Annotated in this window: 16 protein-coding genes and 2 tRNA genes; 10 read left to right on the top strand and 8 right to left on the bottom strand. The window is 45.3% G+C overall.

Annotated features, from left to right (window positions below; translation table 11 throughout):
* The first annotated feature begins 7 nt into the window (after positions 1–7).
* From gmd to BQ7997_RS24590, 4 genes are all read left to right on the top strand, one after another.
* The gene (gmd, locus tag BQ7997_RS24605; protein WP_044654960.1) at positions 8–1,078 is read left to right on the top strand and encodes a GDP-mannose 4,6-dehydratase; all 1,071 of its coding nucleotides are present in this window, start codon (positions 8–10) and stop codon (positions 1,076–1,078) included.
* Between the two features lie 100 nt (positions 1,079–1,178).
* On the top strand, positions 1,179–2,249 hold the full coding sequence (locus tag BQ7997_RS24600; protein ID WP_073348399.1) for a GDP-L-fucose synthase family protein: 1,071 nt from the start codon (positions 1,179–1,181) through the stop codon (positions 2,247–2,249).
* Between the two features lie 277 nt (positions 2,250–2,526).
* Positions 2,527–4,185, top strand: a complete 1,659-nt coding sequence (locus BQ7997_RS24595) for a long-chain fatty acid--CoA ligase (protein ID WP_022140186.1) — start codon at positions 2,527–2,529, stop codon at positions 4,183–4,185.
* A 51-nt stretch (positions 4,186–4,236) separates the two neighbouring features.
* Positions 4,237–5,385 (top strand): LA_2272 family surface repeat-containing protein, encoded by a 1,149-nt coding sequence (locus tag BQ7997_RS24590; protein WP_073348398.1) that lies wholly within the window; start codon positions 4,237–4,239, stop codon positions 5,383–5,385.
* Positions 5,386–5,493: 108 nt separating this feature from the next.
* On the opposite strand, the gene BQ7997_RS24585 is transcribed toward BQ7997_RS24590, so the two are convergent.
* The 3 genes from BQ7997_RS24585 to BQ7997_RS24575 form a co-directional block, all read right to left on the bottom strand.
* Positions 5,494–7,488, bottom strand: coding sequence for a fructose-bisphosphatase class III (locus tag BQ7997_RS24585; RefSeq protein ID WP_022140183.1), 1,995 nt, complete (start codon positions 7,486–7,488; stop codon positions 5,494–5,496).
* Positions 7,489–7,630: 142 nt separating this feature from the next.
* Positions 7,631–9,295 carry a putative transporter gene (locus tag BQ7997_RS24580; RefSeq protein ID WP_073348397.1) on the bottom strand — a complete coding sequence of 555 codons (1,665 nt, stop codon included), beginning with the start codon at positions 9,293–9,295 and terminating at the stop codon, positions 7,631–7,633.
* A 254-nt stretch (positions 9,296–9,549) separates the two neighbouring features.
* Positions 9,550–9,996 carry a hypothetical protein gene (locus tag BQ7997_RS24575; protein ID WP_022137752.1) on the bottom strand — a complete coding sequence of 149 codons (447 nt, stop codon included), beginning with the start codon at positions 9,994–9,996 and terminating at the stop codon, positions 9,550–9,552.
* Between the two features lie 208 nt (positions 9,997–10,204).
* Between BQ7997_RS24575 and BQ7997_RS24570 the strand changes: the two genes are divergently transcribed.
* The 4 genes from BQ7997_RS24570 (at position 10,205) to BQ7997_RS24555 (ending at position 13,845) form a co-directional block, all read left to right on the top strand.
* Complete coding sequence (locus BQ7997_RS24570) at positions 10,205–11,779, top strand: AAA family ATPase (protein WP_073348396.1); 1,575 nt, start codon at positions 10,205–10,207, stop codon at positions 11,777–11,779.
* Positions 11,754–13,181, top strand: a complete 1,428-nt coding sequence (locus tag BQ7997_RS24565; protein WP_210436312.1) for a VWA domain-containing protein — start codon at positions 11,754–11,756, stop codon at positions 13,179–13,181. The genes BQ7997_RS24570 and BQ7997_RS24565 overlap by 26 nt, the downstream gene beginning before the upstream one ends.
* Before the next feature lie 440 nt (positions 13,182–13,621).
* Positions 13,622–13,708, top strand: a tRNA-Ser gene (locus BQ7997_RS24560).
* Positions 13,709–13,773: 65 nt separating this feature from the next.
* A tRNA-Glu gene (locus tag BQ7997_RS24555) sits at positions 13,774–13,845 on the top strand.
* 29 nt (positions 13,846–13,874) lie between these two features.
* On the opposite strand, the gene BQ7997_RS24550 is transcribed toward BQ7997_RS24555, so the two are convergent.
* Positions 13,875–14,696 (bottom strand): DUF3845 domain-containing protein, encoded by an 822-nt coding sequence (locus BQ7997_RS24550; protein WP_073348394.1) that lies wholly within the window; start codon positions 14,694–14,696, stop codon positions 13,875–13,877.
* A 15-nt stretch (positions 14,697–14,711) separates the two neighbouring features.
* On the opposite strand from BQ7997_RS24550, the gene BQ7997_RS24545 reads away from it, so the two are divergent.
* Entirely contained in the window at positions 14,712–15,296 is a 585-nt protein-coding gene (locus BQ7997_RS24545; protein ID WP_022138465.1) for a Crp/Fnr family transcriptional regulator, read from the top strand.
* A 35-nt stretch (positions 15,297–15,331) separates the two neighbouring features.
* Here the strand turns inward: BQ7997_RS24545 and BQ7997_RS24540 are convergent, their stop codons facing one another.
* The 3 genes from BQ7997_RS24540 to BQ7997_RS24530 form a co-directional block, all read right to left on the bottom strand.
* Positions 15,332–16,231, bottom strand: coding sequence for a helix-turn-helix domain-containing protein (locus tag BQ7997_RS24540; protein ID WP_022138464.1), 900 nt, complete (start codon positions 16,229–16,231; stop codon positions 15,332–15,334).
* 93 nt (positions 16,232–16,324) lie between these two features.
* Entirely contained in the window at positions 16,325–18,067 is a 1,743-nt protein-coding gene (locus BQ7997_RS24535; protein ID WP_073348393.1) for a bifunctional metallophosphatase/5'-nucleotidase, read from the bottom strand.
* Positions 18,064–20,004 (bottom strand): sensor histidine kinase, encoded by a 1,941-nt coding sequence (locus tag BQ7997_RS24530; RefSeq protein WP_073348550.1) that lies wholly within the window; start codon positions 20,002–20,004, stop codon positions 18,064–18,066. Before BQ7997_RS24530 ends, BQ7997_RS24535 begins: the two co-directional genes overlap by 4 nt.
* Positions 20,005–20,122: 118 nt before the next feature.
* Between BQ7997_RS24530 and BQ7997_RS24525 the strand changes: the two genes are divergently transcribed.
* A complete protein-coding gene (locus BQ7997_RS24525) occupies positions 20,123–22,255 on the top strand; it encodes a Tex family protein (RefSeq protein ID WP_073348392.1) in 2,133 nt (710 codons plus the stop codon).
* On the opposite strand, the gene BQ7997_RS24520 is transcribed toward BQ7997_RS24525, so the two are convergent.
* On the bottom strand, positions 22,227–23,123 hold the full coding sequence (locus BQ7997_RS24520; protein WP_073348391.1) for a CPBP family intramembrane glutamic endopeptidase: 897 nt from the start codon (positions 23,121–23,123) through the stop codon (positions 22,227–22,229). The two genes, BQ7997_RS24525 and BQ7997_RS24520, sit on opposite strands and share 29 nt — an antisense overlap.
* Positions 23,124–23,128: the final 5 nt, after the last annotated feature.

The raw sequence follows: 23,128 nt of genomic DNA, 5'->3' as shown, positions 1-23,128 counted from the left end.
ATAGCGTATGAAAAAAGCCCTAATATCAGGCATCACCGGGCAGGATGGTTCTTATCTTGCCGAGTTTTTATTGCAAAAAGGTTATGAAGTACACGGCATTCTACGCCGTTCTTCTTCGTTCAATACAGGACGTATTGAACATTTGTATTTTGACGAGTGGGTGCGCGACATGAAACAGAAACGTACTATTAATCTGCATTATGGGGATATGACAGATTCTAGTTCGTTAATTCGTATCATTCAACAGGTGCAACCGGATGAAATCTACAATCTGGCGGCTCAAAGCCATGTGAAGGTTTCGTTCGACGTTCCTGAGTACACTGCCGAAGCAGATGCTGTAGGTACACTGCGTATGCTCGAAGCTGTACGTATCCTTGGACTGGAAAAGAAAACCCGCATCTATCAGGCTTCTACTTCCGAATTGTTCGGTAAGGTGCAGGAAGTTCCACAAAAAGAGACAACTCCGTTCTATCCCCGTTCTCCGTACGGGGTGGCCAAACAATATGGTTTCTGGATTACCAAGAATTATCGTGAAAGTTATGGTATGTTTGCCGTAAACGGTATCTTGTTCAATCATGAGAGCGAGCGCCGCGGCGAGACTTTCGTAACCCGTAAGATTTCTCTGGCTGCCGCACGTATCGCGCAGGGAGAACAGGACAAACTGTATCTGGGTAATCTGGATGCACGCCGTGACTGGGGATATGCCAAGGATTACGTGGAATGCATGTGGCTGATTCTGCAACATGACGTTCCCGAAGATTTCGTGATTGCTACGGGAGAAATGCACACGGTACGCGAATTCGCGACGCTGGCTTTCAAAGAAGCGGGAATCGAACTCCGTTGGGAAGGTGAAGGCGTGAACGAGAAGGGTATCGACGTAGTTACCGGAAAGACAATGGTAGAAGTTGACCCTAAATATTTCCGTCCGTCGGAAGTGGAACAATTATTGGGTGACCCGACTAAAGCAAAAACTTTGCTGGGATGGAATCCGTGCAAGACTTCATTCGAGGAACTGGTAAGTATCATGGTTCGCCACGATATGGAGAAGGTGAAACGCATGATAGCCAACAAACACTAAATGAATTTCATTTCACCACAGAGGACGCAGAGGACACGGAGGATTTTATTTTTTCCTCTGTGCCCTCCGTGTCCTCTGTGGTGAACTAATAAAAGATAAAATGGAAAAGAATGCAAAGATATACGTAGCAGGGCACCGCGGTCTTGTAGGGTCTGCTATCTGGAAAAATTTGCAGGATAAAGGATATACCAATCTGATAGGTCGCTCCCATAAAGAACTTGACCTACTGGACGGTGCGGCTGTCCGCAAGTTCTTTGATGAAGAACAGCCGGAATATGTATTCCTTGCAGCCGCTTTCGTAGGCGGTATCATGGCAAACAGTATCTACCGTGCCGACTTCATTTACAAGAACCTGCAAATTCAACAGAATGTGATTGGGGAAAGTTTCCGTCACAATGTGAAGAAACTACTCTTTCTAGGTAGTACGTGTATTTACCCGCGTGATGCTGAACAGCCCATGAAAGAAGATGTACTGCTCACTTCTCCGCTGGAATACACGAACGAACCATATGCCATTTCCAAAATTGCCGGATTAAAGATGTGCGAGAGTTTCAACTTGCAATATGGTACTAACTATATCGCTGTGATGCCGACCAATCTTTACGGCCCGAATGATAATTTCGATTTGGAACGCAGTCATGTATTGCCTGCCATGATTCGCAAGATTCACCTGGCACATTGTCTGAAAGAAGGAAATTGGGAAGCTGTACGCAAGGATATAAACCTGCGTCCGGTAGAAGGCGTCAATGGTGACAGCCCGAAGGAAGAGATTCTGGCTATTCTGAAAAAATATGGTATCAGCGATACTGAAGTGACTCTTTGGGGCACAGGTACTCCGCTGCGTGAATTCCTTTGGAGTGAAGAAATGGCAGACGCCAGTGTATTCGTCATGGAGCACGTCGATTTCAAAGATACCTACAAGGAAGGCGACAAGGATATCCGCAACTGCCATATCAACATCGGAACAGGTAAGGAAATCACTATCCGTCAGCTTGCCGAACATATCGTGGAAACCGTAGGCTACCAAGGCAAACTGACTTTCGACAGCAGCAAACCGGACGGTACTATGCGGAAGTTGACCGACCCTTCAAAGCTACACGCTCTCGGATGGCATCACAAAATCGAAATCGAGGAAGGCGTACAGAGAATGTACGAATGGTACTTGAAATAAGAGAAGCCGAACAATCTATTAATATGCTATCAGCATTATTATTTTTGCTGATAGCATAATTTGATATCATTATAGCATAATTGTTTTTCATTATAGCATATCTATTTTTCATTATAGCATATCCGATTATCATTATAGCATATCAGAACCGGCTCATAGTATGAGCTTAGATTTACCCCCTCTCCCACTCCTTTTCCAAAAATTCTTCACTCATAATTCTTCATTCTTAATTTAATTGCTATATTTGCACAATTTAATACCAAATGTGCAAAAAACAATGGAACAGAGTTTTATAGCTTACATTGAGAATAGTATCAAAAACAATTGGGACTTGGATGCCCTGACAGATTATAAGGGAGCCACCCTTCAGTATAAAGACGTAGCCCGCAAAATCGAAAAACTCCATATCATTTTTGAAGAAAGTGGAATCCGCAAGGGAGACAAGATTGCCGTCTGTGGAAGAAACAGTTCGCATTGGGGAGTCACTTTCCTCGCTACGCTGACGTATGGGGCAGTTATCGTCCCCATTCTTCACGAGTTTAAAGCGGACAATGTACACAACATCGTCAATCACTCCGAAGCTAAACTACTGCTTGTAGGAGATATGGTATGGGAAAACCTGAACGAATCGGCAATGCCGCTATTGGAAGGTATCCTGATGATGAACGACTTCACCCTGCTGGTATCACGCAGCGAACGCCTGACTTACGCCCGCGAACATCTGAATGAAATGTTCGGTAAGAAATATCCCAAGAATTTCCGCAAAGAACACGTCGCCTATCACAAAGACGAACCCGAAGAACTAGCCGTAATCAATTATACTTCCGGAACAACTAGTTATTCAAAAGGAGTAATGCTCCCCTACCGCAGTTTGTGGTCGAATACAAAATTCGCCTTTGAAGTGTTGGAGTTGGAAGCCGGAGACAAAATCGTATCCATGCTTCCTATGGCACATATGTACGGACTGGCATTCGAATTCCTTTATGAGTTTTCCGTAGGTTGCCACATCTACTTCCTTACCCGTATGCCGAGTCCGAAAATCATCTTTCAAGCATTCGAGGAAGTCAAGCCGAGCCTGATTGTGGCTGTCCCGCTCATCATCGAGAAAATTATAAAGAAGAGCGTACTTCCAAAGTTGGAAACTCCGGCCATGAAGATATTGTTGAAAGTACCTATCATCAATGACAAGATCAAAGCGACGGTGCGCGAGGAAATGATCAAAGCGTTCGGCGGCAACTTCAAAGCAGTGATTGTAGGGGGCGCGGCTTTCAATCAGGAAGTGGAACAATTCCTGAAAATGATTGATTTCCCTTATACCGTAGGATATGGAATGACAGAATGCGGCCCGATTATCTGCTACGAAGACTGGAGAAGATTCAAGCCGGGGTCTTGCGGAAAAGCCGTACCCCGTATGGATGTACGGGTTCTTTCTTCCGATCCGGAGAACATTGTAGGAGAAATCGTTTGCAAAGGTCCGAATGTGATGCTGGGATATTACAAGAATGAGGAAGCTACACAGGAAGTGATTGACAAGGACGGCTGGTTACATACAGGCGACCTGGCATTAATGGACGAGGAAGGCAATGTAACGATCAAGGGACGCAGCAAAAACCTGCTTCTCAGCGCAAGCGGACAGAACATCTATCCTGAAGAAATCGAAGACAAGCTGAACAATATGCCGTATGTAGCCGAAAGCATTATCGTTCAGCAGAACGAAAAGCTCGTCGGTCTCGTTTATCCTGACTTTGATGATGCTTTCGCCCACGGCCTGAAGAATGAAGACATCGAGCAGGTAATGGAAGAGAACCGGGTAACACTGAATACAATGCTGCCGGCATACAGCCAGGTTTCAAAAATGAAAATTTATCCCGAAGAGTTTGAGAAGACGCCGAAGAAGAGTATCAAGCGGTATTTATATCAGGAAGCGAAAGGGTAAGGCAACTGAGCCGTAGAGGATATGACTTGAACCGAAGAAAAAAGATATAGAATGAAGATAAAGAAAACAATAATCACGGCAGCTATCCTGATGGCTGCCGTTTGTTTGCCGGCACAGAATAAAAGTGGCGGCATTAATATTTCCATCTGGAAGGATATTTGCACGCAGCCGCATGACAGCACACAGATAACTTATGTGAATATCGGCCTGCTGTCTACCATGAACCGCCTGAATGGAGTGGGAATCAACGCGTTGGGAAGCGTAGTCCACGGTGACATGAACGGGATTCAGATTACAGGACTGGCAAACTTGGCAGGCGGGACGATGCGGGGTGTCCAAATAGCAGGTGTCAGTAATATCAGCGGAGACAATACCGTAGGATTCTCCACTGCCGGACTGGTTAACATAACCGGTGACGGTACACAAGGAGTAACCATAGCCGGACTTACCGGTATCGGCGGAGACAATACTTCGGGAGTAATGATAAGTGGATTTATGAATGTGACGGGAAACATGGCTTCAGGTGTCCATCTCTCCGGAGCAGCGAATATCACGGGACAGAGTTTCAATGGCATGATGACTTCCGGACTCCTGAACGTGGTCGGTGAAAATATGAATGGTTTGCAAATAGCCGGTATTGCCAATATTACAGCTACAAAGTTGAATGGTCTACAGATAGCATTGTGCAATTACGCTACAAAAGTCCGTGGACTCCAGATCGGACTGGTCAATTATTACAGGGAAGATATGAAAGGACTACAACTGGGACTGGTCAACGCGAATCCTGACACAAGAATACAAATGATGGTATATGGTGGCAATGCTACTCCCGCCAATATAGGCGTACGCTTCAAGAACCAATTATTCTATACGATTTTGGGAGTGGGTTCCATGTACCAGGGATTGAATGACAAATTTTCTATCAGTGCGTCCTACCGTGCTGGTCTGTCCCTTCCTGTTTATAAAGGTCTCTCAATTAGCGGTGACCTTGGATATCAGCATATCGAAGCCTGTGATAACAAAGACGAAGTAATCCCAAGACGTCTGTATGCATTACAGGTACGCGCCAATCTGGAATATCAGATTACCAAGAAATTCGGTATCTTCGCGACAGGTGGTTACGGACTAACCAGATTCTATAATAAATCAAGTAATTACGACAAGGGAGCGATTGTAGAAGCCGGTATTGTGCTTTTCTAAAAAAGGAACAAGGCATATCAATGCGATATAATAAGACAAGCCCTGCAAGAACTATGAAATAGATATTTCGTTCTTGCAGGGCTTTATTTATAATGTGCGAATGCTCTATCACACTTTTTCTTTAATCAGCCCCGTACGATAAGCCACAAGTAACTTTTTCAAATCCTGAATCTGCGTCACTAGTTCTTTTCCTTTATCAGTATCCTTCACCATCATCCGCTGGGAGTTAAACTCCAAAACGAAATTAGTTGATTTAATATCCAACCCTTCTTCAATGGCTTTCTGACGAGACTGGAACGGTTCATGCTGTACAAGTTGCATACCATGAGAATGATAAACAAGCGTATACCCTGCAATACCGGTTTCCGGCTGATAAGCTTTGGAGAATCCGCCGTCGATAACAAAAAGTTTGCCGTTCGCTTTCATCGGCTGTTCCCCCTGAATGGTTTTCACAGGCACATGACCATTGATAATATGCGAATGAGGGCCTGAAGCGCCAAATTCAGCCAGTATTTGGTCGCAAATGTCTTCCCGGTTACGCAATGTATAATAGTATCCTTTCTTCTCCTTATGCAGTTCTTTGTCTTCTACAAAATAACGTTCGAAAGTAGCCATCTTATCCTTGTCAAACAAAGGAGCTTCCGACCCGCACCACATATACCAGATATAATCCATAGCGAATTCCTTATCTTCTTCTCCTTCTTCGTCAAAGTAAGCGGTACGAATCAACTGATCGGCTTTATCCAGTAATTTACGTCCCCAGTACTCCTTACCCCGTATTTTGACATGCTTGAAGCTACCATCCTCGTTCAAAGGCACGGAAGCATGATAAAGCAGATTGGAATTGGAAACCAAATACATCCCGCCGTAGGTAAACAGGCAGCGCATATGCTTCTTCAGTTTCTCGCTATTCATAAACGAATAATGAATCTTATCCACCAATTCACGCTCTTCATCCGTCAGACGGTAAGGGTCGGCAGGGTCGATGGTCGGGAAGTTCGTATCACGAAGGGCATATTCCTTACCTTCATAGACAAAGACGCCACGCTCAAAGTCAATCTTCTCGAGCAGTTTGCGATTTGCCATCCCGAATTCAGGACGACGGTCGATAATCTCAGCTTCCAGTTTAAACTGGATAATAGTGATCGCTTTATGCATCTGCGTTATCAAGCGCAAAGTCTTCTCATTGTAGTGGGCATCGGCAAAATTCATCTTCGGCATGAAGATAGAGCAGGGATCATCGGCATAAGTATCCATGGCGAAGGTTGCCAATGGAAGCAGGTTGATTCCGTAACCGTCTTCAAGTGTACCCAAGTTGCCATAGCGCATCGACATGCGGATAACGTTGGCAATGCAACTGTCGTTACCGGAAGCAGCGCCCATCCAAAGGATATCATGGTTGCCCCATTGAATATCAAAGTTGTGATAGTTGCACAAAGTATCCATAATAATGTGTGCGCCCGGCCCACGATCATAGATATCGCCTACAATATGGAGAGAGTCAATCGTCAGACGCTGAATCAGGTTGCACATGGCAATGATGAAATCATCCGCACGCTTTGTAGTAATAATCGTGCTGATAATCACATTGATATAGGCATGCTTATTCGGCTCAATGGAAGATTCGTGCAATAACTCCTGTATAATATAAGAGAATTCAGCCGGCAGCGACTTACGGACTTTGGAGCGGGTGTACTTGGACGATACATTCTGGCAGACTTTCACCAGTTGGTTCAGAGTAATCAGATACCAGTCGTCCAAATCCTTTTCACGCGTTTTCACCAGTTGGAGTTTTTCTTCGGGATAGTAAATCAAGGTGCAGATTTCTTTCTTCTCGGCCTCACGGAGAGTATTACCGAATATTTCATTCACTTTACGTTTCACCGCACCCGATGCATTTTTCAGCACATGTTGAAAGGCTTCGTATTCACCATGTATATCTGTCAAGAAATGCTCCGTCCCCTTGGGTAGATTCAAGATAGCCTCCAGATTTATTATTTCCGTACTTGCATCGGCAATCGTAGGAAAACTTCGGGAAAGCAGTTGCAGATAGCGAAGGTCGCTCACAATGCTTTCAGGAGTTATATTACTTTGAGCAGTCATTTTATTATATTACAATTTACTAATTACCAATTATTTTGCTTCCTATGTTCTTTGTTTGGAATCATGCGATTCAATTATTCGTGATAAATATAGTACTTTTTATTCACAAGTCCATTATTTCTCAATTTTTAATTCTCAATTTTCAATTTAACAAGAACATCAACAGCACCTGCGCGATAATCACCCGCAGGAACATACACAGCGGATACACTGTCGCATAAGCTACGGACGGGTTGTCACCGGGAATTGTATCGTTTACGTAATTCAACGCCATCGGATTCGCCATACTTCCGCATAACATACCGGATACCGTTCCGAAATCTATCTTCATCATCTTGAAGGCTATAAAGCCAACCAAGACTGTCGGGACAATTGTCAATCCGGCTCCCAAAGCAATCCATAACAGACCTTCCGGACGGAAGACAGTATCGAAGAAATGCGCTCCGGCATCCAGTCCCAAACAGGCAAGATACATCGAAAGTCCCAATGCACGCAGCATCAGATTCGCGCTACGGGTAGTATAGGTAATCATATGTATTCGAGGCCCGAATGTACCCAAAAGGATACCGACGATAATCGGGCCACCCGCCAGTCCCAACTTCACAGGAGTACTGACACCCGGAATGGAAAAAGGAATGGCACCCAACGCCAATCCCAACACAATGCCTATAAATATAACCACCAGATTAGGTTCTTTCAGGCTTTTGACCGCATTACCCAATACTTTCTCCACATTTTGGATAGCCGCTTTCTCTCCCACTACCGTCAACCGGTCGCCCAACTGAAGTATCAATTCCGGAGTGGCAAGCAGTTGTACGCCCGAGCGGTAGACACGGCTGATATTAATCCCATAATGATTTCTCAACCGGAGTGCACCCAGCTTCTTTCCGTTCAGTTCAGGACGGGTCACGACAATGCGCTGAGAAACCAAATCGCTGTCAATCGCATTCCAGTCAATGTCCTCTTTGTTCCAATCCGTATTTTCCTGTTCGCCGAAAAGCACGGTCAAAGCCAAGGCATTTTTTTCCGCAGTTATCACCAGTAGGCGGTCTCCTTCTTTCAAAACCTTATCGGAAGTCGGGATGCTGACGTGCCCGTCCCGCCACAAACGGGAAATGACAAACTTCGGGTAGCTCATATGAGCTATATCCTTGATGCTCTTATTGAAAATAGCAGGATTGTGTACTTGAAACGCTGCAATATAAGTTTTGTTCGCGTCGTCTTTCTCTTTTATTTCCAAATCTTCCTTGCGAACCAGTACTCTACGAATTAATAAAACGGCAAGAATAACGCCGACTACCCCCATCGGATAGGCTACCGCGCACCCTAAAGCGGGTGTGTTGCTCTCCATTCCCATCTGCTTCAAAGTCTGCTGTGCAGCTCCCAGCGCCGGAGTATTCGTGGTTGCCCCACAAAGGATACCAACCATATCAGGAAGTGAAACACCTGTGGCAAGGCTCGCCACCACCGTCAACAATGTTCCTAGAAATACGACTCCCAGTGCCAGCATATTCAGCGTCACTCCTCCTTTACGGAAAGAACTGAAGAAACCGGGGCCCACTTGCAGCCCGAGAGAATAAACAAATATGACAAGACCGAAACTCTCCGCGTAATTCAACATCTGCGGATCTACCGAAAGTCCGAAATGCCCGGCAAGAATGCCCGCAAAAAAAACAAAAGTGACTCCCAGGGAAACTCCCCAGAAATGCACCCTTCCCAAGCCCAAACCTATCGCCGAAATCAGCGAAAGCACCACAACAGCCTGTAAGGCAGAATGTTCGAGAAATAGACTATATAACCACTCCATGTATATTCAAACTAATAGGGCGCAAAGATAAAAACTATTTAGTCCCGTTCAAAACTTTTAAGCTTTCATTTCGCGCCCCATGTATGGTCTGATTCTTGTATCCTGAAATCTTATTGGCAACCCTTTTACCGCCTTACCTATTATTTTGTTTTTAATACTTGTGATATTCCTGTCTTAACCGTATTATCCTTTCTCTTTTTACCCGCATATTGACATCCGCCAACTTTTCACCTGTTGCTTGTCGCTCTTATCTTTTATCTTTTTCCCTGATATTCCACAAAGTTATCCCGTCCGTCCAGATAACCGCTCAACCTGTTGCCACCGATATATACATCATCCAGATATGAAACATCATTCGGGCCATAAGCCATGCGGATAGAAGTCTGTGCGTAATTCTCCCAACTCCAACGGAAATTATATTCAAACTGTTCCACAGCACCGTTAGGATATTCCACCCGTATATAGTCAATTCCGGTACGGTCCAAGAAAAAATCAAGTTCCTGACGGCAATAATTACCGTCCATATCCCGATAGAAACTTACCCATGTGCGGCTGCACAAATCAGCAGAACGATTGTAATACCCTGCGCCATTATTATCGCTATCATAAAAACTGTCAATTTCCACTTCGCAAGAAGTAAAGCTTACCATCAATACAGCCATCAAAGCCAAGCCTAAGTATTTGAATGTGTTCGTTTTCATATTCCTTTATTTTTAATGGTTCATTTATTATTATTTATCATTTATCTTTCGATATGACAAAAGTATAGAATGAATTTTCCTCCTGAAACTGAAAATTCCTACTTGTCAGGAGGAAATCCCCTAAAGCTTCCGAGCCTGACGGAGTCTATTTCAAAGAATTCTTGTATCTTTGCCCGTCACTAAAAAACACAAGAAAATCATCTGTCACATGAAGGCTATCAAATCCCATATCACTCAATTACTAAAATCTCTCAACGAGGGAGTATTTGAAAAAGAACATACCATCGCGCTCTCCCTGCTATCTGCCATGGCGGGTGAAAGTATCTTCCTACTAGGCCCTCCGGGGGTAGCCAAGAGTCTGGTAGCCCGCAGACTCAAACTTGCTTTCAAGGATGCGGATGCTTTCGAGTATCTGATGTCCCGTTTCAGTACGCCGGACGAAATATTCGGCCCTGTATCCATATCCAAGTTAAAAGATGAGGACACATACGAACGAATCACCAAAGGATATCTGCCCACAGCCGCCATTGTTTTTCTGGATGAAATATGGAAGGCAGGCCCCGCCATTCAGAACTCACTCCTGACGGTTATCAATGAAAAGATATACCGAAACGGACAGTTCACAGTGCGTGTTCCTCTGAAAGCCCTGCTCGCCGCTTCCAACGAGTTACCCGCCAAAGGTGAAGGATTGGAAGCGTTGTATGACCGTTTCCTGATCCGCCAGTTCGTAGGATGCATCGAACAGGAATACGCTTTCGACCAGATGATTTCCTCCACCAAAGAGATTGAGCCCGAAATTCCCGGAAAACTTCAGATAGACGATGAGTTATACTCTAAAATACAAGCTGAAAGTGAGAAGGTAGGAATCCACTATACAATCTTCGAACTGATTCACAATATCAAACGGGAAATTGAGCAGTACAATGCAGGACGTGATGAGAACACCCCGCCTATTTACATATCCGACCGTCGCTGGAAGAAAATTGTGAGTCTGCTCCGCACTTCCGCCTGTCTGAATGAGTCTCCGGGAATCCATTTCTCGGATTGTCTCTTAATGACCGCCTGCCTGTGGGACGAAGTATCCCAACTGCCCATTGTTGAAGAAATGGTGGAACAATCCATAGCACGAGGTATCAACGCCTATCTGCTGGGTGAAAAAAGACTGGAACAGAAACTGGATACCCTCAAAGAAAACATGAAATCCGAACATAGCCTGCGGGAAATCAGCGATCCGGGTATTCAGGTAGTAGATGCATTCTATCATCGTATCGAAGGGTATCATATCGCCGGAAACCTGCTTATATTCGCTTCAGACTATCAGTCTCTCAAAAAAGACAGCAACCGTTTATTCTATATCCAGCAAGATAAATTCCGTCCTGTCAACAAAATCCTGAAAGCCTATGACTTTGTGAAAAACAGGAACATCGCGCAAAAGAACATCTATTCTCTCCGAAAAGGAAAACGGTCTGTCTTTGTCAACAACCAGGAGTATCCGCTATTATGCTACGACAATTGCGATCCGCTACCGGTACAACAGGATGAAAGTACCCCGTTTGAATTTACCCTGCAAGAAGTCATCGACCTGCTCCAACAAATGGAAACAGAATACAAGACGATTTCAGAACGGGAAACCGCATACACCAAAGAACATCTTTTCCTGAGTCCATCACAGAAAAGCAAGATAAGACGAATCTTAGGAGAAACCGCGCATATCATCGAAAACTACCGGAACGAGCTTCGCATCATCGCCCATGCCCATGAACAAGAGAACAGAGAGTATTAGGCTCAAACACCTGCAAGACATTTATTACGAGAAATTGCAGGGAATAGCCTACGATGTGTACGACGAACAGCTACACAACCTGATTATCCGCCCCGAAGAACTGGACACGGATATTCATCTGTATTTTCGTCATACATTGCCTTCTTTGCAGGACTTCTACTCCCGCTATGCATCCCAATGGGAATATTTTCACGAAATGGATGAAGCGTCCGACACCAGATTTCTCCAATTCCTGAAAAACAGCGCTTATCCTTTTTCCATGAAATACCATCTGGTAGACCTGAACGTCAAGTATTATCTCCAGCGTTTCGCCGCAATCAGTCCGCGCACCAAAGAATGGAAAGCTCTGCGCGCCCTCTTTTTCGAGAAATGGAATACGTTACTCTCGAACAACGAGTTCAACTACCAAATGGAACATATCGAACAGCTCTGTGACGATTTCTACCGCCGTCAACTGTCACTATCCAGGAATCTCCCCGTTCGTGGCGGTTCACGTCTCGTCTGGCTACTTCGTAACCATAAACAGATAGCGGAGCAAATACTGGAATATGAAGAAACAATCAAACGGAATCCGGTAATCCGCGAATTGGTAGAGATATTGGGAAAGAAACACCAAAGCAGCCGGAAACGTTTCAAGATGACTGCGGGAATCCATCGGGAACAAATCGTATCCCATGCCACACGTAGTGATATAACAGGTATTTGTGAAGGAAACGACTTGAACAGCCTTCTCCCTCTCGAGTACTGCTATCTGGCCGAAAAAAGCCTGCAACCCGTCTTCTTCGAACGTTTCATAGAAAAGCGGCTCCAGGTAATCGACTATCAATCGCACGAAAAACAACCCGTCAACGACAAGAAAACAGCAGGAAACGAAGTTTCCGAAGAAGCCGAAGGCCCTTTTATCGTCTGCCTGGATACTTCCGGCTCTATGGCAGGAGAGCGGGAAAGAATCGCAAAGTCAACCCTGCTCGCCATCGCCGAACTGACGGAAGTACAGCACCGGAAATGCTACATCATCCTTTTCTCCGACGATATTGAATGTATCGAAATCACCGATTTAGGAAGCAGCTTCGACCGTCTGGTTGATTTCCTCAGCCAGTCTTTTCATGGTGGCACGGATATGGAACCCGTTATCACCCATGCTTTGCGGAAAATCAATGAAGAAGGATACATGGAAGCAGACATTATTACCGTATCCGACTTCGAAATGCGTCCCGTCGATAATATGTTGGCCAAAAGCATAGAACGGGCGAAAGCAAAAGAGACAAAGATGTACGCCATTTCCTTAGGTGGCAAAAGCGCCGAAAACAGTTATCTGAAATTATGTGATAAATATTGGGAATATAGTGTTCAAACCGCCGAAAAACTTAATAAAAATAGAATTGAAGAATCAAATATTTAATCAATGTTATAAAACATCTGTCTTTTCTTGTTTTATTTGCTAATTTCACAGAAGTCCGTATATTTGCAATGTGTTTTTCATAGTATTAGATTTAAGGTTAACAAAAGATTGGCTGTCTGGGATAGATAGCCTTTTTTTATGCTCTTTTTTCTGCCTTTTTTTATGTATTCAGATAGCGTCACTATCCCATCAATATAGTTACCCCATCCCGTCAGTATACCGTCACTATAACGAGCGGATAGCGTCAATATGTTTCACCCCCCTTCCCTGCTACTAAAATTCAAAAGCTCCGAAAAAAAATTTCTCCCGTTTAACATTTGAAACATAGCAGGTTATCTCATTTCTTCCAAAAACCGTAAAAAAATTCTTGCTAAAAGATTTGCATAGTCAAAAACTTCCCCCTATCTTTGCACCGCATTTGAGAGAGAATGCGGGTTCAAGGAAGTTTGGGTGAGTGGCTGAAACCACCAGTTTGCTAAACTGACGTACTCGTAAGGGTACCGGGGGTTCGAATCCCCCAGCTTCCGCAAAATCTCAAAATAAAAAAGAGCTAAGTTTTAGGACTTGGCTCTTTTTAAATCAATTAAAAATCGGTGGGTTCGTCTAACGGTTAGGACACATGCCTCTCACGCATGTAATACGAGTTCGATTCTCGTACCCACTACAAAATTGAAAGAGGGAGTGTAGTTCTAACTACACTCCCTCTTTTAATTTATATATCTCAAAGTAAGAATCTTTATCAATCCGCAACCGGACTCTGTCCTCCCGTTTCTGCCCTGCCAAGTTTACGAATAAGTTAAAATACAGTTGGCTGAAAGAAAGATTAGAGCGATTATACTCAATATCGAATGTCCAGGTTCTGCGGAAAGAGTCGAAATAGGCAAATGATTGCTCTCCACCTTTACACATGAAGACTTCCGGGAAAGCCGTAGGCGGATATGGCTGAAACAGGCTCGCCAGTTGGGCATAAACATAGTCGATCATCCATTCATCCCCCGACAAGGTCAATTCTCCTTTTAAACGGAGCTTGACGGCATAAGCAGTAGTCACATCCGATGAGGTATAGACAGGGATTTGACTTTCTTGCGGATAGTTACCATTCTTGTATCCAAGACTCATTGTTAGTCCGGACTTACCGATTCCATTAAATCCTTCAGCTTCCTTACCTGCCAATTGATTTTTCAGATTAACCATAAACGTCAACTTGCCGAGGGTAGGATCTCCCGGATATTGCGCTATCGTATCCAGTACATAGTCCTCGTCATTATAACTACGGGCAACCAATTCACCCTTTCCATCTTCCAGAGCCGGATCGCCATTCTCAACGTTCACGTTGCCTACCGGATAATAAATAGCATCATTATCCTTCGCGCAACCATATAAACAAAGCAGTAACACTGCTACTCCTATTATCTTATCCATTATCGTCTTACATCTTGATTTGAGAGGCAAATATACATCTTTTTTGTACCACACTTGATTTATGTCAACCGTTTTTAGTATTTTTGCACACATCAAGACAGAAAAGACATGGATACACTATTAAGAGAAACGGTAAATGCCGTTGTAAACTCCCGTTTCCCCGAGATGAGTATAGAAGGAAGACGACAGATAGAAAGCATACTGATTCGTGAAGAATTCCCTAAAGGAGCCATCGCGCTGAAGGAAGGAGAAGTAGCCCACGAAATCGTATTTGTCGGCAAAGGAATGCTCAGGCAGTACTACTATAAAAACGGGAAAGACGTTACCGAACATTTCTCCTATGAAGGATGTATCACCATGTGCATTGAAAGTTTCCTGAAACAAGTCCCTACACGACTGATAGTAGAAACACTGGAACCTAGTATAATCTATCTGTTCCCTCGGGACATGATACAAAAACTGGCGAGAGAAAACTGGGAAATCAATATGTTCTATCAGAAAATACTGGAATACTCCCTGATCGTATCACAGGTCAAAGCAGACTCGTGGCGTTTTGAGTCCGCCCGTGAGCGTTATAATCTCCTGCTCGAAACACATCCCGAAATCATCAAACGGGCTCCCTTGGCGTACATAGCCTCTTACCTGCTGATGACGCCCGAAACATTGAGCCGCGTACGTTCCGGGGTTCTATAAGACATTCTTCCCGACTGCGATAACGGAATTCCCCGTTATCGGCTTTTCCGGTATTCCTTGGGAGACATATTTGTATAATGCTTGAAATACTTCCCGAAAAAAGACTGGTTGGCAAAATTCAGCCGGTCGGCAATCTCCTGTATATTCATACTTGAAGAGTTCAGAAGCGCTTTCGCTTCCAGGATAACAAACTCATCAATCCACTCTCCCACCGTTTTCCCGCTGACCTCTTTCACCACACCCGACAAATGCTTGGGCGTCAGGCACAACTGATCCGCATAAAACTTCACACTACGTTCAAATTGGTAAGACTCGACCAACGATTCATAAAAACGCTCGAAGATATACTCTTTTCTGGTCTTGGTTTTAGGCGCAGCAGCTACAGGAGCATGATTATTAAAGATATTGCAAAGCTCGAAGAAAAAGCCCTGCATCAAACCCATTACAGCTTCCCTGCGGTATGTACCCTTTTTGTCCCTCAACCGCTTTCTCACAAACGTATGATATTCCTGAATCACTTCCTGCTCATGCGGAGTGAGACTGAAGCATGGATAATCCTTCAGATAGAAAAACAGCGAAAGCATATTCCCGACCTTAGGTAATGTCTCCAATACATTCTTCGACACAGCAAAGAATATACCTTTATAGTCCGGACTGAAATACCGGTGTTCGATAATCTGATTCGGCAACGCCACTACCATCACTCCCGGTGACAACTGAAACTCGCGCAAACTGATATTGAAAGCCCCTTCGCCCTGCAGGCAAAGCCCTATTGTCAGTACCTCCATTTTACTGGGGCCATTATACAAGGAAATAACGCTCTCCGTATCGAAGAGCGCTATATCATTATCAACAACATCAATGCTGTCGGAATCTATATGCTTTGAATGAACCACCGAAGAAATACCAATCTTCGGAACACTTTGAATATCCATACTCTCTCTTTTTTACGACAAATATATCAGCAATAAATCATATATACAAGTCAAGATAGGATATTACAGGACAAAAAGAACATTATTGGCTACTTATTGACCATGCCCGAACAAATATTCGGAATCACGTTTGGCAGCAGGCACTGTCCACTTCTCCGGAACGAACTTCCACTGGTTCAACGCTTTCGGATCCATCGTTCCCTTCTTCTCAATGTAATTCATCAGATAAAAACGAAGATCCTTATCAGTAGAAAAGACAATACGTTCTTTCAATTTCTCTTGAGGAATGCCCGACCCTTTTGTCAGTAATTCTCCACCGCCATTACCCCGATAAGAGTTCAACGCCACCTTATAAATCTTATCCAAATGGAAAGGAGAACCATCCGCCATACTGACAATCGTTATCTTCTCCCCTTTCGGCTTGGTGACATCCACCGTATAAATAATGCCCGAAGCCGAATCGAAGTTAAAGCTGAAATTCTGGAAAGAAGCCCTGTCCTCCGCACCTTCACGACGTTTCTCCTTGAACCAGAGCAGATGATCGTCCGGCGACTTCATCCGGTTAGTCCACATATAATAAGACATTTCCAGGAAATCCTTGATTTCTTTTCCCGACAATGTCATCACATACAACATATTCTCATATTTGTATAAGTTGAACATATCGCTCACGAATACATCTCCCTTCTTTATTTCCGCGTCGAATGAAAGCGGAGCGGCAAAGGAAATCTCAGCCCCTGTAATATCAAGCTGCAATGTATGTATCAAATCTATAAAAGCAGAAGGGCCGAAGAAAGAAGGATGCGTAGAAATATCCCCGGTAAACGTACCGATCTTCTTGGAAACAAACTTCTGCACGTCCTCATATTGCGGAGCAAAACGCTTCATAAAATCCTCGCTGACACCATACTCCTTCGTAGCCGTCAGCACTCCCTGAATATCCTTGCCCAAGACCTTGCCGTCTTTCATCCTGACAGTTACGTCCACATTCGACAAGACAACCCCGTTGCTTGCCGGATCAATAATCAGCACCGAATCTCCGGCCACATTCATCACCTTCTTACATTCACGGGCATGGTCGTGCCCCATCAATACCATATCAAATCCCGGCACATTCTTCGCTACATCCAGTGACGCATTCTCATTATATTTTCCCGACATCTTGAATGCTTCCTGTCCCGCATGGAACAGCCCGATGACCAAATCCGGATTTTCCTTTTCACGAATAATCTTCATCCACTTGCGAGCCGTCTCTTCCATATCATCAAAACGTAACCCCTTCCACAAATTTTCCGAGAGCCATGCCGGGATGGCAGGGGTAATCATTCCGAGAACAACGATTTTCACGCCGTCACGCTCCAACACCTTATAAGGCGGCAGATGCGTCTTTCCCGTAGATGTATCGATGATATTGGCACCCAGCACGGGGAAGTCACAAGTGCCGATCCAACGGTCGAACACGGCACGTCCCGTTTCCACGTCATGGTTGCCCATGTTGCCGGCATCATACTTCATATAATTCATCATTTCTGCACAAAGATGCGGAGACACAGTATCTATGTAATTATAATAATAAGCGGTAGGCTGTCCCTGCAAAATATCCCCGTTATCCAATAATATCAGGTTATCTTTATACTGCTCGCGCTCTTTCTGCACAAACGAATATATCCGTGCAAGACTGCCTTTCCATTCCTGACGGGTTATGAAATTGTAAGGATAATAGTTGCCGTGCACATCGCTTGTCTGTACAATCTTCAGCTTCACCACTTTTTCCTGCGCTGCCGCCGACAGCACCAGACATAGAAGCCACACATAAATTAATGTAATCCGTTTCATTCTTTTTCTATTTTTAGCGGATGCGAGAATACGAACCGGGCCCCACCGGTATAGTCGGGATCAATCCATATAGCACCCTTCCATTTATACACAATCAATTTGCAGATAGACAGTCCCAGACCTGTTCCCTGCGCATACTCATTCAGCTTCTCAAAACGCTCGAACACAAGCCCCTGCTTCTCCTTCGGGATACCGCATCCCGTGTCCGTCACCGAGAAAACAGCCATTTGCTTCGTCTCATCAATCGAAAAGTCCAACGTAATCGTTCCTTTTTTCGTAAACTTATTCGCATTTGAAAGCAAATTGATAATCACCTGCTGCATACGCTGTACATCCGTCTCCATGCGGTAAGTATCAATTTTTGTAGTAAACAGAAACTGATTATCCGACGACTGCTGCGAGAAACTGACGGAAGCCACCACTTGCCTGCACAATTGCACCACATCGCACTCCCCCCATGTCAAAGTCACCCGGTTGGCTTCCAGACGGGAAAGATCGAGAATATCATTAATCAGGCGCAGCAACAAGTCAGAATTCGTTTTGATAATCTGATAATAAGACTGCTGTTCCTCTTCCGTGCTGCCGCCCACAGCCAGCACATCCGAGAATCCGACAATCGAGTTCAACGGTGTCCGTATCTCATGGCTCATATTCGCAAGGAAAGCGCTCTTCAGTCGATTGGACTCTTCCGCCTTATCTTTCGCCACGCGCAAATCCTTCTCCGACTTCAACAGTTCATCCTTCAGACGCTTCGTACGGAAATAAAAGAAAAGAGAAATGAACAGTCCCAGCGTCAACACCACAAACAGCGCACAGGCAGACCATATCTGATACGTGTACTGCTGATAGAACGAAACCGGCTGATTGACAAGCTGCACATCAAAAGGTAAAACATCCGGATTCAACCCCCACTCTTTCATCTTCCGGCTGTCCAATACAGCCTTGCAACCGATAATCTCCAGATGCTTCTCCACATCCCCTATCCGGTTATCCGCCTGATTATCCAGACGGATGGATTCCATAGCCATTTCTCCACCCACTTTCCGGTAATCGGGCAGCACGCCGCCGATTGCCCAATATCCCAGGCTCACCGATGATGGTGTAAAAGTCGGGATGGTAGGAGTCGCTTCCATCATCGCATATGTAGCATTCCGCATGAAATACCCCTCGTTCATATCCACCCGCCAGGTTCCCACCATAATCACTGTATTTTCCGGCAGATTTCTCAATTCCTCGACAATCGTGTAGATTGTATGTCTCCGTCCGTCCATCAGAATCAGGTCAAGGTCAGGAAATTTCTCCATCTCCTTTCGCATCAACGCCTGCATCGTCACTCCACCATAGGTATTGTCCGAAATGAAAGCTATGTGCTCCGTCTTCGGATAAAAAGCCTGAATCATGCGGATATTATCCTCAATATTATAACGGTTGATAAAGCCCGACTTCAGTTCAGGAATATTCAGATGGTCGTCAAATATATCGACCGATTCGGGCATCCAGCTATCGAGATGCTCCATCGTATCTTTCGGCAGAATCACCACATTGCTACTGACCAGACTGCATATCACCGGCACTTTGACCTGCATCGAATCCCTCTGCGACAAATAAGCCGCCCACGCTTCCTGTCCTAACAAGACAATCTGTGCCGGATGGTTCTCCCCCTTATATTTAGAAAGAATCTGCGTCATCATGTCGCTCCACAAAGGAGACTCCGAGAAACTCTTGCAATTCATGTTTTCGATGATAATATCCCGTTTTCCGCCCAACTTATTATATTCTTCCATATAGTCGGAAATAGTTACCGAAGTCTGGTGGGCAGCGGGATTATAGGAACAGATAATCAGGATGGGATTCTTGTCTTTAGAGGCAGCAAAGATTTCCATTGACTGTAAAAGCCAAAGGGAAAAGATAAAAAGATATCCTAAAAATCTCAGCATAATCATGCAGTTTTGATGTGTCAATTCTTTTATTCAAGCTGCAAATATAATAAAACTTGTCGGGTTATATGAGATTTATATGTATTTTTGTCGCTCATTTATTTTCAAAAGACTATATATGGAATTATTTCACAAGATGATTTCCGGCCTGTCAGGGATACCGGAAAGACAAATAAGCAGCACTCTCCATCTTCTGGGTGAAGGTGCCACGATTCCTTTTATCAGCCGCTACCGTAAAGAGGCTACGGGCGGACTGGATGAAGTTCAGATAGAGCAGATAAAGGAGCAGCATGATAAGCTGTGCGACATAGCCAAGCGCAAAGAGACGATTCTCAGCACCATCACCGAACAGGGAAAGCTGACCGCCGAGTTGGAAAAACGTATCAACGATACCTGGAATCCGACGGAACTGGAAGACATCTACCTCCCCTACAAACCCAAGCGGAAGACGCGTGCCGAAGCAGCCCGTCAGAAAGGACTGGAACCGCTCGCCACCCTCTTGATGTTACAAAGGGAAAACAATCCCGCCGCCCGTGCCGCCGCCTTTGTCAAAGGTGAAGTGAAAGATGTGGAAGATGCCCTGAAAGGTGCGCGCGACATCATCGCCGAACAAGTGAACGAAGACGAGCGTGCCCGCAACGCCATACGTAATCAATTCAGCCGCCAGGCGGAAATCAGTGCCAAAGTAGTGAAAGGCAAAGAGGAAGAAGCCGCCAAATATCGTGATTACTTCGACTTCTCCGAACCCTTGAAACGCTGCACTTCCCACCGTCTGCTCGCCATCCGCCGGGCAGAATCGGAAGGACTGCTGAAAGTCTCCATCACCCCGGACGACGAAGCATGCCTCGAACGTCTGGAACGCCAGTTCGTACGTGGCAACAACGAATGCAGCCGCCAAGTGAACGAAGCTACCATCGACGCCTACAAACGCCTGCTCAAACCTTCCATCGAAACGGAATTTGCCGCCCAGTCGAAAGAGAAAGCGGACGATGAAGCCATCCGTGTTTTTGCCGAAAACCTTCGCCAGCTACTTCTCGCAGCGCCTTTAGGACAGAAACGGGTACTCGCCATCGACCCCGGATTCCGTACCGGATGTAAAGTTGTCTGTCTCGACGCGCAAGGAAATTTATTGCATAACGAGAATATTTACCCGCATCCGCCCGTCAACAAAACCAGTGAAGCGGCATCCAAACTCCGCAAGATGATTGAAGCCTATCAGATAGAAGCCATCTCCATCGGTAACGGGACGGCAAGTCGTGAAACGGAAGATTTTATCAGCCGTCAGAGCTTCGACCGTCAGATTCCCGTGTTTGTAGTCAGCGAGCAGGGAGCTTCCATTTATTCGGCTTCCAAAATCGCCCGTGACGAGTTTCCCGAATATGACGTGACAGTCAGAGGAGCAGTTTCTATCGGACGCCGGTTGATGGATCCGTTGGCCGAATTGGTAAAGATTGATCCCAAATCCATCGGAGTCGGTCAATATCAGCACGATGTAGACCAGACGAAGCTGAAGAAGGCACTCGACCAGACTGTAGAAAACTGCGTGAACCTTGTCGGAGTGAACCTGAACACGGCAAGTAGTCATCTGCTGACGTACATTTCCGGTTTAGGCCCGCAACTGGCCCAGAATATCGTCAACTATCGGGCAGAAAACGGAGCATTCAGTTCACGCAAAGAACTGATGAAAGTCCCGCGCATGGGCGCGAAAGCTTTTGAGCAATGTGCGGGTTTCCTTCGTATCCCAGAGGCAAAGAACCCGTTGGACAATACGGCCGTGCATCCCGAAAGTTACCACATCGTGGAGCAGATGGCAAAAGACCTGAAATGTACCGTCGATGAACTGATAACCGACAAGGGGATCCGTCAGAAGATTACCATCTCCGACTATATCACCCCCACCGTTGGTCTGCCTACCTTACAGGACATCCTGCAAGAGCTCGACAAACCGGGACGTGACCCGCGTAAAGCCATCAAAGTATTTGAATTTGACAAGAACGTGCGCACCATAGCCGATCTCCGCGAAGGAATGATTCTTCCGGGCATCGTAGGCAATATCACCAATTTCGGTGCTTTCGTCGATATAGGTATCAAGGAGAATGGCCTTGTACATCTCTCCCAAATGGCCGAACGGTTCATCTCCGACCCGACAGAAGTCGTATCCATCCATCAGCACGTCATGGTGAAAGTAATGAACGTAGATACCGACCGGAAACGGATTCAGCTTAGCATGATCGGGGTACAGCAAGACTGATCGCCTCTCTCTTCTCACCCCACCAGACTATCAGAATCGTAAACACGATCATTAGTACTGTACAAATGAGCGAGCCTTCAAAACCGAAGGCTCCGCCATTCAGTACGTTCTCTTCGGGCATACGCAGTTTCAGCATAGTAGACATGAAATTGTTCCCGCTCACCTGATAGCCCAATATCGGGCCTTGTATCCAGTTCCAGAAAAGATGCAGTGAAATGGGGAAACAAAGATTCCGCGTATATAAATAGGAAGCTCCCAACAGCATGCCTGCCAGTACAAGATTTACCATCGGCAGGATGTCTATCTCCGGATTGAAAATATGCAGCAAGGCGAACAACGCCGCCGAGATGAACAGTGACAGGAACTTGTTCAGGCGGGTGTGCAGCAAACGTCCGAGAATATACCCGCGCATCAGAATCTCTTCAAACAACGCGACTAACAGAAAAAACAACAACGACCCCAGCAAATCCAACGGCTTGAACTGAAAGCCGGTCACTTCCACTTCTCCCATCACCCAAGACAGTCCGAAGCCGAGGAAATATAACAAGACAGCCATCAGAAAACCATACCACAGCCCGCTTGCGTGCCCCTTTACGGACAGTCCCAAATCGGAAAACGGACGCCGTTCAAAGCGGAGCATGATAGCGGCGGCAGTAAGGACAGCCAACAACATACTGGTTTCGAGCAGAATATACCCCACCATCCCCGGATGGCGGGCTTCCACACCAAGCACCAATGACAAGAAACCTTGAGTCAACGTACCATATAATCCCATGAATACCAGAAACACCACAATGAACAGTGGGATGCACGCCCATACAGGAAGTCTCTTTGGCTCTTTTTTCTCTACAATATCGTCTGCCGCCATCTTTA

Source organism: Bacteroides congonensis (genome assembly GCF_900130125.1).
GTDB lineage: Bacteria > Bacteroidota > Bacteroidia > Bacteroidales > Bacteroidaceae > Bacteroides > Bacteroides congonensis.
Note: the sequence above shows the minus strand (reverse complement) of the source record. Positions and strands in the feature narration are given on the sequence as shown.